Origin of the sequence: Helicobacter turcicus (assembly GCF_019711685.1) — a bacterium.
GTDB lineage: Bacteria > Campylobacterota > Campylobacteria > Campylobacterales > Helicobacteraceae > Helicobacter_D > Helicobacter_D turcicus.
In genome coordinates this window covers 97,254-111,840 of the sequence record NZ_JAIGYQ010000002.1, presented here as the reverse complement: position 1 = coordinate 111,840, position 14,587 = coordinate 97,254, and the positions used below count along the sequence as shown (strand labels likewise).

The following is a 14,587-nucleotide window of genomic DNA, read 5'->3' as shown; positions in this document are numbered from 1 at the left end:
ACTAACCTATAATTAACCATACATCCATAAGAGATTTCTTGGCTTTTTTTGTTATAATCACCGATTTATTTCACATTAAAGGCTTGTTTTGGACTCTCCACTTGACCATATCATCATCACAAACGCCAGAGAAAACAATCTTAAAAATATTAATCTTAACATTCCTAAAAATAAGCTTGTTGTGCTAACAGGTTTGAGCGGAAGCGGAAAAAGCACACTAGCTTTTGATACACTTTATGCGGAGGGACAACGTCGCTATATAGAATCTCTCTCAAGCTATGCTAGGCAGTTTTTGGACAAAATCGGTAAGCCAAATGTAGATAAGATAGAGGGACTAACCCCAGCTATTGCTATTGACCAAAAAACGACCAGTAAAAACCCGCGCTCAACCGTTGGCACAATCACAGAAATTTATGATTACTTCCGCTTACTTTTTGCTCGTATTGGTGTGCAACACTGCCATTTATGTGGCAAACCCATCTCCAAAATGCACGCAAGTGACATCATTACCGAAGTGCTAAAAATCAAGGAACATTCCAAAATTTTAATTCTCTCTCCGATTATTCGTGAAAAGAAAGGGGCATTTAATGATAAATTAGAATCCCTGCGTCAAAAAGGTTATATCAGAGCGCAAATTAATGGTGTTTTGGTGCGCTTAGATGAAGAAGTGAGTCTTGCAAAAACAAAAAAACACACAATTAAAGTCGTTATTGATCGTGTTGTAGTAAAAGCAGACAATAAAGACAGAATCGCACAAGCCATTGAAAAAGCCCTAAAAGAATCCTATGGGGAAGTAGAAATTGAAATCTTAAATGCTGACAAAGAAAAACCAGAACTTGTGCATTTTAGCGAGCATTTAGCTTGTTTTGATTGCAAAGTTTCTTTTACTCCATTAGAACCTCTTAGTTTTTCATTTAACTCCCCCAAAGGTGCTTGTCCAAAGTGCGATGGATTAGGAATCCGCTATACTATTGACACCAAAAAAGTCATTAATAAAAGTTTGCCATTAGCAGAAGGTGGAATCAAAATCATCTACGGCTTTAACAAAAGCTACTATAACGAGCTTTTTCGTGCCTTTTGCCTTGCAAATTTCATTAATCCAAAAGCTTGTTTTGAAGATTTAGAAGAACATCAACAAAAACTCATTCTCTATGGAAGTAGTGATGAAGTGGAGTTTAGCTGGAAAAGCACGAAGCTTAAACGCCCTTGGGCTGGAGTGATTGCCATTGCTTATGATATGTTTAAAGATAACAAAGATTTAGGCGATTATATGAGTGAAAAAACTTGCGAAGCATGCAACGGACATCGCTTGCTACCTCAAAGTCTAGCCGTAAAAGTTTCAAATAAAAATATTGGGGATTTGTTAGATTTCTCCATTGAAGAATGCTACGGATTCTTTGCAAATCCTAAAAGTTTCTCCCACCTAAATACACAAGAGAAAATGATTGCAGAACCAATTTTAAAAGAGATTTGTGAGCGCCTTTATTTTCTTTATGATGTAGGTTTAGGGTATTTGAGTCTTGGACGTGATGCAAGAAGCATTAGTGGCGGGGAATCCCAACGCATTAGAATAGCAAGTCAAATAGGTAGCGGACTAACAGGAGTGATGTATGTGCTAGATGAGCCTAGCATTGGGCTGCATGAGAGAGACACACTAAAACTTATCAAAACCCTAAGAAGCTTACAACAAAAGGGAAATTCCGTAATTGTCGTAGAACATGATAAAGAAACCATAGAACATGCTGATTTTATTGTAGATGTTGGACCAGGTGCTGGAAAATTTGGTGGAAAGATTGTTTTTAGTGGGAATCTTACGCAATTGCTAAAAAGCAAAACACAAACTGCACAATATCTAAATGGAGAAAAAAAGATTGAATATTTTGTGCGAAGAGTACAAAGAGAGTGGATTGAAATCCGCAACGTTAATATTAACAATATCCAAAATCTAAATGTGCGTCTGCCTTTGGGAAATTTTGTCTGCATTACAGGCGTTAGCGGAAGCGGAAAAAGCTCACTGATTTTACAAACCCTCCTTCCTGTTGCTCAAGAGCTACTAAATAATAGCAAAAAGGTAAAAAAAGTTGATGGCGTGGAGATCTTAGGCTTAGAAAAACTTGATAAAGTAATTTACCTTGACCAAAGCCCAATAGGACGCACTCCACGTTCAAATCCTGCTACTTATACAGGGGCAATGGACGAGATTAGAGCTATCTTTATGCAAACAAAAGAAGCACAAATCCGCAATTATGGAATCGGACGTTTTAGCTTTAATGTTAAAGGTGGACGTTGCGAAAAATGTATGGGTGAGGGTGAAATAAAGATTGAAATGCACTTTTTGCCTGATATTATGGTTAAATGCGATGCATGTAATGGCACACGTTACAACGCACAAACCCTAGAAATCACTTATAAAGGCAAAAATATTGCTGAAGTGCTAACTCTTAGCGTTGATGAGGCATGTGAATTTTTCTCTAAAATTCCAAAGATTTATCAAAAGCTAAAAACACTCCAAGATGTAGGGCTAGGCTACATCACACTAGGACAAAATGCTATTACTCTAAGTGGTGGGGAAGCTCAAAGAATCAAACTTGCAAAAGAGCTAAGTCGCAAGGACACAGGCAAAACACTTTACATTTTAGATGAACCAACCACAGGCTTACACTTTGCCGATGTTGATAAACTTGTGCGTGTGTTACACCATTTAACAGATTTAGGCAATAGCGTGATTGTAATTGAGCATAATCTTGATATGATAAAAAATGCAGATTTCATTGTAGATATTGGACCTGAGGGCGGAAACAATGGAGGCTTGGTAGTAGATAATGGCTCACCAGAGAGAGTTGCAAAACGTTATAAAAAAACAGGAAGCCATACAGGAAAATTCCTAGCAAAAGAGCTGGGGCTAAACTAGATAAATCAGAAATTTTTCTTAGTTTATTGCATCCTAAGATTTACAGATTAAGCTTAAAGCATTTTCTGGAATTATGATGTAGATATATGTATCAGCTTTAGCGGTGTAATAGAAATGTATTTTTAAAAATGAAACTTGATAACATTTACATTAAATCTTTGATGAAATTTAGCAAAGCGTGGCTTGACGGATTCCTTCATACAAAACGATTCCAACACTTGTAGCGAGATTTAGACTGCGAGCATTATTTTGCATAGGAATTGTGAAGCAATGCTTGAAATTCGCACTAAGAAGCTCTTGTGGCAATCCAGCATCTTCGCGACCAAAATGAAGATATGCACCTTGTTGCATAGAAGCAGTGTAGTAAGGGACTTTAGTTTTGGTTGTTAGAAAAAAATGTGGTAAGAGATTTGTTTCTTTAGAAGTGGAATCTAAAATGGGGTGGGCTTTAAAAAAAGATTCTACGTTTAGATACTCATAGACTTCTAAATCTCTCCAATAATCCATACCAGCGCGTTTTAGTTCTTTTTGTGCAAGAGAAAAGCCAAGAGGATGAATAAGGTGTAAAATGGTATTACTTGCAAAGCAAAGTCTTCCGATGTTGCCTGTGTTTTGTGGAATGCGTGGCTGATGCAAAACGATATGAAACCGCACAACTATCCTTCTAGGTTTAATGGGGCTGGTTTTTTTGGAGTTGTAGTATTGGATTTTGCATTTATGGGATTTTCTTTAATGCCATCACTAGAAGTTTTTGCAATACTATTCATAGAATCCTTGCCACTACTAGTTTTTAATGTAGTATCAATGGAATCAGATTTGGATTCTGTTGCACAATGTCCTTGCAAAAATGCTTGTTCTAAAGTTGCTTTTGGGTAATGCTTCGCACCTTGCAAAAGTGCTTTTAACAAAAGTGCGATGGCATGGGTATTTTGCTTGCAAAACTGCGTAAATTTGTATTTGATAATATCATGCTTAAACGTTAAGTTTGCTGGGGAATCTAAATGGGTAGAATTGTGATTTTCTTGTGCGTTTTGCTTTTGCTGCTTTTGCATAACTTCTCCAAAAAGATAAATTATAGCAGATTAAACGCACAAATGAGAGTTAAAGAGCTAGATTTATTTTTTTGTTAGCTCTATGCGATTTGCTTTGCGTTTTTTAGCGTTTTCAAAGCGACGCTTTTCTATATCTGTTTTTGGCTCTAGCGGTGGAACTTTTGTGGGCTTACCATTACTATCTACACACACCATATTAAAATATGCGCTGTTTGTGTGCATTACGGTGCGCTTGTGAATATCTTCAGCAATAACTTTGATTCCAACTTCTAGTGAGCTATTTCCCGTATAATTTACAGATGCTAGAAAAGTTACAAGTGAGCCTACTTCAATGGGATATTTAAAATTCACACTATCAACAGAAAGTGTTACGCAATAATTCCCACAATAGCGAGAGGCACAAGCATAGGCAACTTGGTCTAGAAGCTTGAGGAGGTCGCCACCATGCACACGCCCTTTGAAATTCGCAACAGCTGGAGTCATTAGAATTGACATCGTTAGGGATTTGATGTCAAAAACATTTTCTAAATTATTCATTTTGGATTCCTTAAATTTTCATGGATTTGACAATATATTAGCATTTTTTTTACCCTGTTTTTACAAAAAAAGGATAAAAATTTTTAACTTTTAGGCTAAGTTGTTACATTTTTGCGATAATTGGTATAATTTGTGAATTTTATTTTGTTATCCCTTATTTTAACTCAAAGGATTTTAATGCGTGTTGTAATTACTGGTGGTGGCACTGGTGGGCATTTAAGCGTGGCTAGAACATTTTTGTATGCGTTTATAGCACGTGGATATGTATGTGTATTTATCGGCTCTAGTAGTGGAGCGGATAAAATGTATTTTGAAAATGAAACGCATTTGAATAAAAAATGGTTTTTAGAAACAAGCGGGGTTGTAAATAAACGTGGAATTGGATTCTTAAAAGCACTTTGGAAACAAGGATGTGCGCTAAAGGAAGCATGTAGAATCTTAAAGGAATTTAAGCCTGATTTCGTGCTATCTGTTGGGGGATATTCTGCAGCTCCTGCAGCTTTTGGAGCATGTTTGCTTAGGATTCCACTTATTATCCATGAGCAAAACGCAGAGATTGGACGACTAAACAAGATTTTAAAACCCTTTGCAAAGGTGTTTTTCTCCTCGTATTTAGAGAGTTCTCCAATTAAATTTTATCCGATAATGGAAGTATTTTTTAAAAAAGCTAGAGTTAGAAATGCAATTAAGAATGTGCTATTTATGGGTGGCTCACAAGGGGCAAGGGCAATTAATGCCTTTGCCATAGGTGTGGCAGAAGAACTAAAAAGACGTGGAATTAGGGTATTCCACCAAAGCGGTAAAGCAGATTTTGTGCGTGTGGTGGAGGAGTATATTAATGAAGGCTTAAGCGTTGGCGTGCTTGATAAGACAGAGCTAGAATCAGAAATGCAGCAGAAAGTGCATTGCGTGGAATTGGATTCCATAAATAGCGTTGATGTCGTGGTCTTTAGCTTTTGTAAAGAAATGCCTAGCGTGTATGCGCTTTGTGATTTTGCAGTGTGTAGAGCTGGGGCTAGTTCGCTATGGGAATTGTGTGCAAATGGCTTACCAGCACTCTTTGTGCCTTATCCTTACGCAGCTAGAAACCATCAATATTATAATGCAAAGTTTATTGAAGAAAAGGGACTTGGATTTTTATGTTTAGAGCAGAATCTTTTTTGTGAAGTGCTGTGGGAGTGCTTGGAGCTTTTAGAGGATAAAATTGCACAAGTTAGCACAGATTTACAAAAAGAATGTGCTATGGATGCAACAAAACAAATGTGTGCCACAATAGAACGCACAATAAGCACTAAAGCCTAGTTGTATTTATCTCAAAGCCCCAAAAGTAAAAAATTAGTTATAAATCTAACAAACTATATACTTGTGTGCGCTCACGCATTGCTTTTGCGCCTTGTAAATCTTTAAGATTAATAATAAAACAAGACTCTACACACTGCGCACCTGCTTGCTTAATGAGATTTGCTGCTGCAAGCGCCGTTCCACCCGTAGCAATTAAATCGTCAATCAACAAAACATTTGGAATCTCTTTTTGTGTGTCTTTAAAAGCATCAATATGGATTTCAATCTCGCTAAACCCGTATTCTAATGCATATTTTTCTGAAATGGTTGTATAGGGGAGTTTTCCTTTTTTACGAATTGGCACAAAGCCAATATTTAGAGCATAAGCAAGTGCTGTCCCAAAAATAAAGCCTCGAGACTCAATACCAGCAATGAAATCTAAGTTATAACCTATATAACGCTCTTTTAGGTGGTTTATAGTTAAACTAAAGGCTTGTTTGTTATTGATAAGTGTTGTAATGTCGCGAAATATGATTCCAGGTTGTGGATAGTCATAAATAACGCGGATAGAGTTTAATAAAAATTCCTTCTCTTCAAGCTTTAGCATGGCATTCCTTTTGTTTAAAATGCGTGTATTTTATACTATTTGCCACGCAAATGCACTTAAAAACCCCAAAAATAAAAAGGGAATAAAGGGGATAGCAATGTTTTTATATCCCCAAAATAGACGCATTACAAGCAAAAAAACTAGTGCATACAAGGCAGAAATAAAAATTGCCATAGCGCCATAAAATACGCCAAGTGCGCAACCTATTGTGCCAAAAAGTAACAAATCACCCTCCCCTAATGTTTCTTTACCTACTAGGAAACTGACAAATAAACGCAAAAACGTGGCAAAACCGATGAAACTTAGACAAATAATGCAAGAAATCCATAATTCATTGTAATAAAAAAATGCAAAGATTAAGCTAAGAGCTAATGCTAGGAAGTTTAGCGAGTCTGGAATGGCTAAAAAATGCACATCAATCGCACTTAGCGCATAAAAGACAAGCACAAGAAAAAAGAGTGCTAATGCGCTTGGTGTGGTAAAAAAATATGCGTAGCAAAAGAGCGCAAGCAACCCACCAAAAAGCTCACTTAAGAAGTAAAAAGTTGGAATCCTAGAGTTGCAATAGCGGCATTTTGTTTTTAATAAAAGAAAACTAAAAAGTGGAATTTTATCACTCCAAGAAAGAGGTGTTTTACACTTAGGACAAAAAGAGTTTGGAATAAAAATACTAAGATTACGTGGAATTCTATAAATTAAGACATTTGCAAATGCACCAAAACTTGCTCCAAAAGCTAGAACAAACAGCCAAATTAGTATTTCCATTGCACACTCTTTTTGCTAGAATTTTAACCAAAAAAAGGCAGTGTATGCAAAAGCGCATTGGAATCTTTGGAGGCTCTTTTGATCCTCCACACAATGGACATTTAGAAATTATAAAAAGTGCTATTTTACAACTTAAACTTGATATGCTTTTTGTCGTGCCTAGCTTTTTAAATCCTTTTAAAAGTGCATTTTATTTCTCCCCAAAAGTACGTCTAACATGGCTAGAGCAATTAGTAGAGAGTATGCAAAGTGAAAAAAGCAAGATTAAAGTGCTAGATTTTGAAGTGCGCCAAGATGCACCCACACCGACTTTTAAGACACTAAAGTATATTTTGGATTCCTATGATTTTGGGAATGAGGCGCGGTATTTTTTACTTTTAGGCGCGGATAATGTGGAATCCTTGCCCAAATGGGCGGAATTTACATGGCTAGAAAAAAATATAGAATTTGTTATAATTCCACGCAATGGCTACGCAATCCCCAAAAATTACGCAACATTAAAATTTCAAGAAATTCTAATTAGTGCGACACAATTGCGTCAAATGCTAGAGATTGGGAAATGCGCGGCACTAAAAGATTGGATTCCACACACAATTTTGGAATCTGTGATAAAGGAAGCAAATTGCAAGAAAATAGAAAAGCATTAGTGCAAGAAATCTGCCAAATTTTGGAGGATAAAAAAGCTGAAAACATTGAGGTTTTTAACCTTAGTGAGACAGATTATTTTGTGGATTTTGTTGTGATTACAACCGCACTTATTGATCGCCACGCATTAGCACTTCTAGATGCCCTTAAAAAACCTCTCAAAGAAAAAGGAGAAAGTTTTTATCATATTGATGATGAAAATCCTGAATGGATTGTTGTGGATTTGGGTGATATTATAGTGCATATTTTTACAGAAAATCAACGCAAAAAATTTAATTTAGAAGAGTTTTTGCAAAAAATTCTTAAGCAAAAGGAATTGCTAATGTATAATCCACTCAACACAGAAGAACAAAGAGTCATTTTACACAAAGGTACAGAAGCACCATTTAGCGGAGAATACGAAAATTTCTTTAAAAAAGGAGTGTATGTCTGCAAACAATGCAATACGCCTTTATACGAATCTACAAGTAAATTTCACAGCGGCTGTGGATGGCCTAGCTTTGATGCGTGCATTCAAGGTGCGATAAAAGAACAACTAGACGCTGATGGTAGGCGCACAGAAATTATTTGTGCTAAATGTGGCGGACATCTTGGACATATCTTTTTTGGAGAAGGTTTTACAGAGAAAAACACTCGTCATTGTGTGAATTCTATTGCTTTGATTTTTAATGGAGAATAGCAATCTTAATATTTTTATTTTTAAAAATTTTTAAAAAAATTCTAAATTTTTATCAATTTTTATAAATATAATTTTTACAATTATTTTAAATAAAAACTGAAAAATTTTGAATCTTTAATCTAAAAATTTCAAATGCGGAATCTAAAATTCCACATTACCCTTAAAAAGCAACCTTTATGGAATCGCACCAATTTTGGATACGTTCTTGCGTGAGTTCTTCTTGATTGACTTCATCAATAATTAGCCCCACAAATACGTTATCCACAATTGCTTTAGAATCCGCATAAGAATAGCCATCAAGTGATGTTTGTCCAATGATTTTCCCCTCCTTATGTGCTAGGGCATAAAGAAAATACAAACCATTACAAAATGTGTATTCGTAACTCTCTTGATCTCCTAAACCTACAAGTGCTATGGTCTTGTTTGCAAAATCACTAGAATCTAGCTTACCTAAAAATTCCTCCCAATCTCCTTGCAAATTCCCTGCTCCATAGGTTGGAGTGGCTAAAATTAAATTCTTGTACGTCTTTAAAGTCTCTTTAGTGCTTTTTGCAACATCATGCAATTCTACATTTCCTAAATATTTTGCAATGTTTTGCGCAGTTTTCTGCGTTGTTCCACTATCACTTCCATAGAATAAACCAATTGTTTCCATACAATTCCTTTTAAAATTTGTTCGGAAGCATAACAAAAAAGATTAAGCAAATAAAACAATTCCTATATAAAATTAATGTTTGTTGATTTGCCCCAACAAATACTATATAATTCCTATTTTTTAAGGAGAATCCCATCGATCCACTATTCATAATAATTTGCGTCTTGGCAATGGCTGTGGTCTCTGGTATCGTATTAAATCGCTTAAAGATTCCTGCAATTATTGGGTATATTGTTACAGGAACACTGACAACTTATATTTTTGGATTCCGCTTAGAAGATTCTGTGGATTTAAATGAAGCCGCTGAACTTGGAATCGTGTTTTTAATGTTTATGATTGGGCTTGATTTTAGCTTTAAAAAAATCACACAAATGAAACAGGAAGTATTGCTCTTTGGAGGATTACAAATTGGAATCTCTATTGTGGCATTTTTTGCAATTTGCCATTTTTTGTTGCGCTTTGATTTTAACACTTCTGTGATTATTGCAAGTGCTGTAAGCCTATCATCAACAGCGATTGTTTTAAAGCATTTAAATGAAATTGATGCCACTAGAACGTCTTATGGTGAAGCTTCTGTTGGGATTTTGGTGTTTCAAGATATTGCTGTAATTCCCATTTTACTTATCATTAAACTTTTAAGTGATACAAGTTTGAGCATGGGAGAAATGCTATTAAACACGGGAATATCTGCTTTAGCAGTGCTTCTACTCTTAATTCTACCAGGACGCTTTTTAGCAAGGATTGCTCTACGCTCTAGCGCAAAAATGAAAACTGATGAAATCTTCGTAGGAACGGTATTTTTAATTGTGCTAGGCTCTGCGTATTTGAGCAAATATTTTGGATTCTCGCTCTCTCTTGGTGCGTTTTTGGCTGGAATGATTGTGTCAAATTCACCATTTAAATATCAAGTAGCAAGCGTTTTGGTCTATTTTAGAGATTTATTACTCGGCGTGTTTTTCATCACTATTGGAATGCAAGTAGATGTAGTTTTTGCTGTAAAATATTTTATTATTGTGTTAATTTTATGTGCGCTAATACTTCTAGTAAAGACACTTATAATGTTTGTTTTTTTGAGCATATTTAGGGGTGCTAGAATCGGTATGCGCGTCGCACTCTCTCTTTCTCAAATCGGAGAATTTTCCTTTGCAATTTTTCTACTTGCAAGCCAACATAAGATTCTTAATTTAAAGCTTGATGGCGGAATCTTAAGCTGGATTTTTGGGCAGGAATCTCTAGTAAAATTTACCCCACATGACATCTACCAATTCCTAACCTTAATGGTGATTTTTTCAATGGTTGCCACACCTTTTATACTAGAACGCTTAGATACTTGCACAAATTTTATGCTTCGCTTACTTCAAATTCCAACGCGAATACGTAACAAAGACAATACATTTAGCACGCCAAAAGAGATGGCTTTTAATGAAGTTATTGTATGTGGATATGGACTCTTAGGCAAAAAAGTAGTGAAATTTTTAGAGGGTTGCAATATTAACATACTAGTTATAGAGTCCAATTACGACCGCGTAAAAGATGCCCAAAAGGATGGAATTAATATTGTCTATGGAAATATCACAGACAAGATGATTTTTAAAGAAGTAGAAGCACAAAATTCCACTGCGGTAATCTTGTGCGTAGAATCTACAAATGCTATCACACAGGCGTGCCACCATATAATGGATATTTCCTATCACATTAGAATTATTGTTCAAACTGATGATGACAATCTAGAAGAAACATTAAAAGGAATGGGACTTTATGGAGTAATCAACAATCACGAAGAAAGCGCAGTGATTCTCTCAAATCTTGCTTTAAAAGCAATTGAAGAGCAAAAAGATGCAATGTATGAAGAGGGAGAAGAATCCAAAATCTAATTAAAAAACATTTTTTTAAACATTATGCTAAGCACAACAGCATACATAATAAGTAGTGTTGCCTTATGCTTTTTAGCATCAATTTTAGAGAGCATAAAGATTCCAATCCTTACACCAATTAAAGACGCAATTCCCACAATCACTCCCTCTTTAAAGCTTGCATAACCATGTAATGCTAAGGAAGCAAAACCAGAGATAGAAGAGAAAATCACAAAAAATAAAGACAAGGGAATAATCTGCTTACTGCTATATCCTAAATAATACGTCAAAAGAGGTGCTAACATCATACCTCCACCAATACCAAGCGAGATAGCAAACACACCCACAAAGCACCCACAAAGCACCAAAAATAATTTAGAAGCCACGCCCTCCCCTATGCGCTTCTTACCACCATAAGCACTAGCCTTAAAAAGTTTTACAAAAGAATACACAATAAAAAGACTAAAAACAATTTCTAACGTTTTAGAAGCCACATAATCAACCACAAATCCACTAAATGCAGCTCCTACAAGCCCACCAATCCCTACATAAATTCCATCTTTTATATCTAATAACTTATGCTTATAATTCACATAAGAGCCATAGACTGATGAAAAAATCATCTGCATAATAGAGATTCCAATAGCGATTTTTATATCATGTCCTAACATTATTACAAGTGGCACTAGAATTGCCCCACCACCAATACCAAAGAATCCCGCTAAGATTCCTGTTAGGATTCCAATACTAAAAAGTGCAATACTATAAAAAGGCTCTAAAATTAGTAGCTCCATAGGTTTTCCTTATGTGTGGGTTTCTTGTGTAGATTTGCACTGCTTAATATACAAAATAAGCAGCCCATTCTACCAAAACAAGCCAAAAATATAGTAAGGCTCAAAACTAAAATCACAAGAAATATGATAGAATCGCACAAACAAAACTACAAAATACAGAATCTAAAAAACACTAATTTGTGCATAGAGCTAACATTAAAGGTAGAAGCAGTGGAAGAGCCAATCAAAATAACAAATTTCGTTAAAGTTGCTGGTTGAGCGGGCAAAGTAGGTCTGGAAGACCTCTCACATATTGCAAACTCACTATGTAATAATGTAAATTCCGATATTTTAGTTGATTTTAGAGGCAGTGAAGATGCTGGTGTCTATCGCTTAAGCCCTACTTTAGCACTTGTACAGACAGCAGACTTTATCACTCCTGTAGTCAATGATCCCTTTGTCTATGGGCAGATTGCTGCAGCAAATGCACTAAGTGACGTCTATGCAATGGGCGGTGTAGTAACTTGCGCACTTAATCTAATGATGTGGGATATGTGTAGAATCCCAAAACACTATGCACGCGCAATTTTAGAGGGAGGATTATCTAAGATTAAGGAAGCAAGAGGGGCTCTTGTAGGCGGACACACAGTAGTTGATAGTGAGCAAAAATATGGCTTAAGTGTGAGCGGAATTATCAATCCTAATAAAATTTGGCGCAACAATGGAGCAAAAATAGGCGATGCACTAATCCTTACAAAACCTATTGGAATAGGAGTTTTAACCACTGCACTAAAGGCAAATCTACTCAATCCCAACACACAAGAAAAAATCTCTAAGATTATGACGACCCTTAATCGCTATGCCTGCGAGATTGCAAGTGAGTTTGAAATCCACGCTTGCACAGACATTACAGGGTTTGGACTTTTAGGGCATTTAAGTGAGATGCTAAATCCTAGCATTAATATCCGCATAAATAGCAATGCAATTCCTCTTATAGAGGAGGCAATTCCCTTTGCGCATGATGGTATTATTCCTGGAGGAAGTTGTGGTAATCAAAAAGCAATAGAACACTTGTGTAAATTTAGCCTAAATAAAAGCGCAAAATACAAAAACTTAGAGATTTTACTCTATGATGCACAAACTTCTGGAGGGCTTGTTTTCGCCCTTAGTAAAGCTAAGGCTAAAGACCTTTGTAAAGCATTACAAGATAAAGGTATAGAATCTGCAGAGATTATTGGAGAAATTGAGCCTTATAATACAAAAGATTCTACTAGAATTTTTGTAGAATAGATTTTTGGAATCTTTTTGTATCCTGCCTTAAAAAGTATGGAACTTCAAAAATTTCTAAAATTAATTTTAACAATAGATTAACTTAAAAAGGAATCACAATGCAAATTCGTGTATTTTATGAGGATACAGATTGTGGCGGAATCGTGTATCACTCAAATTATTTAAAATTTTGTGAGAGGGCACGCTCTGAAGTTTTTTTTCAAGCAGGGATTCCACCCTTAAATGATGGAATTGGATTTGTGGTTAAGGATATGCACATTGAATTTTTATATCCAGCAAAACTAGGTGATATTTTGGAAGTTAAAACTAAGCTAATTGCGCAAAAAAGTGCTTCATTAAAACTTGCTCAAAATATTTATCTGCAAGATAAAGAAGTGTTTAGAGCGCAATTAACGCTTGTTTGTTTAGATGTAAAAACACAGAAAATTACAAAAATTCCACTTTGGGCAGAAAATATTTTTAAATCACTTTAGTAAGGATTTTTATGGAAGAAAATGCAACAAATAACCAAATCCAATACCCTTGCACTTGGCATTATAGAATTATTGGTCTGGATAAACAAACTCTACATTTAGCAGCACTAGAAAATATCAATAAAGAATTTATCCACACACCAGGAAAGGAAAGTAGCGGTGGAAAATACCACAGCATAAATATCGCAATAGAAGTAGAAAATCAAGAAGAGAGAGATTTGATTTTTCAAGCATTGCAAAAAGATTCTAGGGTGAAATTTGTTTTATAAGTTTCTTTTTCTCACTCTTTTTAGCTCTTTAAGTTACACATTTGCAAACCCTAATCTTGCACTTCAATGCCTAAAAGAAAGTTATCCAATACTTTTTATTGAGCAAAATCGTATGACTTATAAGGATATTTTGTGGGAGCTTACCAAAATCCCAAAACACAATAATATGCAAGATTACGAAAATGCCTTGCGCACAGGCAATCTAGCAGATAGTTTTGCCTATGCCTACCCTTTAGGATTCCGCACTTTAGAACCTTTTAAAGACAGCACACGCATTCATGATTATGCATTTTTAGCTAGTCTTTATGGAGAAAATCAAAAAAATGTAGAATCGCATTTAAAGCCTTTAACATGGATGGATGGAAGCCAACTTTTATTTAATAGTCAAAATGGCGCATACGCAGCACTCAAGCGCGTAAAAGACCGCTTAATTCAAGTCGCAAAAGAAAATCCAAAACTTTTAACATATTTAGAAAATATCGGCGGAACATACAAATGGCGCAAAATCGCAAACACAAATCGCTTAAGTGCACACAGCTTTGGAATCGCAATTGACATTAATGTTGCAAAATCACGTTACTGGCTTTGGGACATCAAGCAAAAAGCGTTAAATCAAGACATTGCACAAATTCCTGCAATCATCGTCCAAATCTTTGAAGAAGAGGGCTTTATTTGGGGTGGGCGTTGGTGGCATTATGACACAATGCATTTTGAATACCGCCCAGAGATTCTCTGCTATGCAAAAGCACTAAAAAATGCAGAATCTAAAACACTTAAAAACTCTAAATCTCTCTAAC

17 protein-coding genes and 1 pseudogene are annotated in these 14,587 nt (G+C 35.6%); 11 read left to right on the top strand and 7 right to left on the bottom strand.

The window, feature by feature from the left end:
- Positions 1 to 88 precede the first annotated feature (88 nt).
- A complete protein-coding gene (gene uvrA, locus K4G57_RS02135; protein ID WP_221531548.1) occupies positions 89 to 2,911 on the top strand; it encodes an excinuclease ABC subunit UvrA in 2,823 nt (940 codons plus the stop codon).
- A gap of 168 nt (positions 2,912 to 3,079) precedes the next feature.
- On the opposite strand, the gene K4G57_RS02130 is transcribed toward uvrA, so the two are convergent.
- The 3 genes from K4G57_RS02130 to K4G57_RS02120 all read right to left on the bottom strand — a co-directional run bounded on the left by K4G57_RS02130 (position 3,080) and on the right by K4G57_RS02120 (position 4,500).
- The gene (locus tag K4G57_RS02130; protein WP_221531549.1) at positions 3,080 to 3,565 is read right to left on the bottom strand and encodes a tRNA (cytidine(34)-2'-O)-methyltransferase; all 486 of its coding nucleotides are present in this window, start codon (positions 3,563 to 3,565) and stop codon (positions 3,080 to 3,082) included.
- A gap of 2 nt (positions 3,566 to 3,567) precedes the next feature.
- Positions 3,568 to 3,963, bottom strand: coding sequence for a hypothetical protein (locus K4G57_RS02125; protein WP_221531550.1), 396 nt, complete (start codon positions 3,961 to 3,963; stop codon positions 3,568 to 3,570).
- A 63-nt stretch (positions 3,964 to 4,026) separates the two neighbouring features.
- Positions 4,027 to 4,500 (bottom strand): acyl-CoA thioesterase, encoded by a 474-nt coding sequence (locus tag K4G57_RS02120; protein WP_221531551.1) that lies wholly within the window; start codon positions 4,498 to 4,500, stop codon positions 4,027 to 4,029.
- Positions 4,501 to 4,677: 177 nt separating this feature from the next.
- Here K4G57_RS02120 and K4G57_RS02115 point away from each other — a divergent pair, with 177 nt between their 5' ends.
- On the top strand, positions 4,678 to 5,802 hold the full coding sequence (locus tag K4G57_RS02115) for a UDP-N-acetylglucosamine--N-acetylmuramyl-(pentapeptide) pyrophosphoryl-undecaprenol N-acetylglucosamine transferase (RefSeq protein WP_221531552.1): 1,125 nt from the start codon (positions 4,678 to 4,680) through the stop codon (positions 5,800 to 5,802).
- A 37-nt stretch (positions 5,803 to 5,839) separates the two neighbouring features.
- On the opposite strand, the gene K4G57_RS02110 is transcribed toward K4G57_RS02115, so the two are convergent.
- Both K4G57_RS02110 and K4G57_RS02105 read right to left on the bottom strand, forming a co-directional pair.
- Positions 5,840 to 6,388 carry an adenine phosphoribosyltransferase gene (locus K4G57_RS02110; protein WP_221531553.1) on the bottom strand — a complete coding sequence of 183 codons (549 nt, stop codon included), beginning with the start codon at positions 6,386 to 6,388 and terminating at the stop codon, positions 5,840 to 5,842.
- A 30-nt stretch (positions 6,389 to 6,418) separates the two neighbouring features.
- Positions 6,419 to 7,153 (bottom strand): prepilin peptidase, encoded by a 735-nt coding sequence (locus K4G57_RS02105; RefSeq protein ID WP_221531554.1) that lies wholly within the window; start codon positions 7,151 to 7,153, stop codon positions 6,419 to 6,421.
- Between the two features lie 44 nt (positions 7,154 to 7,197).
- Here K4G57_RS02105 and nadD point away from each other — a divergent pair, with 44 nt between their 5' ends.
- The 3 genes and pseudogenes from nadD to K4G57_RS02090 all read left to right on the top strand — a co-directional run bounded on the left by nadD (position 7,198) and on the right by K4G57_RS02090 (position 8,477).
- Positions 7,198 to 7,800: a nicotinate (nicotinamide) nucleotide adenylyltransferase gene (gene nadD, locus K4G57_RS02100; RefSeq protein WP_221531555.1), complete on the top strand. Its 603-nt coding sequence runs from the start codon at positions 7,198 to 7,200 to the stop codon at positions 7,798 to 7,800.
- Positions 7,713 to 8,075 (top strand): annotated as a pseudogene (gene rsfS, locus K4G57_RS02095) (ribosome silencing factor); the annotation flags it as partial. The gene nadD and the pseudogene rsfS, both read left to right, overlap by 88 nt.
- Positions 8,076 to 8,120: 45 nt before the next feature.
- Complete coding sequence (locus K4G57_RS02090) at positions 8,121 to 8,477, top strand: methionine-R-sulfoxide reductase (protein ID WP_221531653.1); 357 nt, start codon at positions 8,121 to 8,123, stop codon at positions 8,475 to 8,477.
- Between the two features lie 160 nt (positions 8,478 to 8,637).
- Here the strand turns inward: K4G57_RS02090 and K4G57_RS02085 are convergent, their stop codons facing one another.
- Positions 8,638 to 9,132, bottom strand: a complete 495-nt coding sequence (locus K4G57_RS02085; protein ID WP_221531556.1) for a flavodoxin — start codon at positions 9,130 to 9,132, stop codon at positions 8,638 to 8,640.
- Between the two features lie 170 nt (positions 9,133 to 9,302).
- Here K4G57_RS02085 and K4G57_RS02080 point away from each other — a divergent pair, with 170 nt between their 5' ends.
- The gene (locus tag K4G57_RS02080; RefSeq protein WP_221531557.1) at positions 9,303 to 11,006 is read left to right on the top strand and encodes a cation:proton antiporter domain-containing protein; all 1,704 of its coding nucleotides are present in this window, start codon (positions 9,303 to 9,305) and stop codon (positions 11,004 to 11,006) included.
- Here K4G57_RS02080 and K4G57_RS02075 read toward each other — a convergent pair.
- Positions 11,003 to 11,779, bottom strand: a complete 777-nt coding sequence (locus K4G57_RS02075) for a sulfite exporter TauE/SafE family protein (RefSeq protein ID WP_221531558.1) — start codon at positions 11,777 to 11,779, stop codon at positions 11,003 to 11,005. The genes K4G57_RS02080 and K4G57_RS02075 overlap by 4 nt on opposite strands.
- Before the next feature lie 15 nt (positions 11,780 to 11,794).
- On the opposite strand from K4G57_RS02075, the gene K4G57_RS09035 reads away from it, so the two are divergent.
- From K4G57_RS09035 to K4G57_RS02055, 5 genes are all read left to right on the top strand, one after another.
- Entirely contained in the window at positions 11,795 to 12,037 is a 243-nt protein-coding gene (locus K4G57_RS09035; protein WP_236033161.1) for a hypothetical protein, read from the top strand.
- Between the two features lie 15 nt (positions 12,038 to 12,052).
- Complete coding sequence (gene selD, locus K4G57_RS02070; protein ID WP_236033174.1) at positions 12,053 to 13,048, top strand: selenide, water dikinase SelD; 996 nt, start codon at positions 12,053 to 12,055, stop codon at positions 13,046 to 13,048.
- A 98-nt stretch (positions 13,049 to 13,146) separates the two neighbouring features.
- Positions 13,147 to 13,521 (top strand): YbgC/FadM family acyl-CoA thioesterase, encoded by a 375-nt coding sequence (locus K4G57_RS02065; RefSeq protein ID WP_221531559.1) that lies wholly within the window; start codon positions 13,147 to 13,149, stop codon positions 13,519 to 13,521.
- Positions 13,522 to 13,532: 11 nt separating this feature from the next.
- The gene (locus K4G57_RS02060) at positions 13,533 to 13,790 is read left to right on the top strand and encodes an HP0495 family protein (protein WP_221531560.1); all 258 of its coding nucleotides are present in this window, start codon (positions 13,533 to 13,535) and stop codon (positions 13,788 to 13,790) included.
- Positions 13,780 to 14,586, top strand: coding sequence for a M15 family metallopeptidase (locus K4G57_RS02055; protein WP_221531561.1), 807 nt, complete (start codon positions 13,780 to 13,782; stop codon positions 14,584 to 14,586). Before K4G57_RS02060 ends, K4G57_RS02055 begins: the two co-directional genes overlap by 11 nt.
- Position 14,587 lies beyond the last annotated feature (1 nt).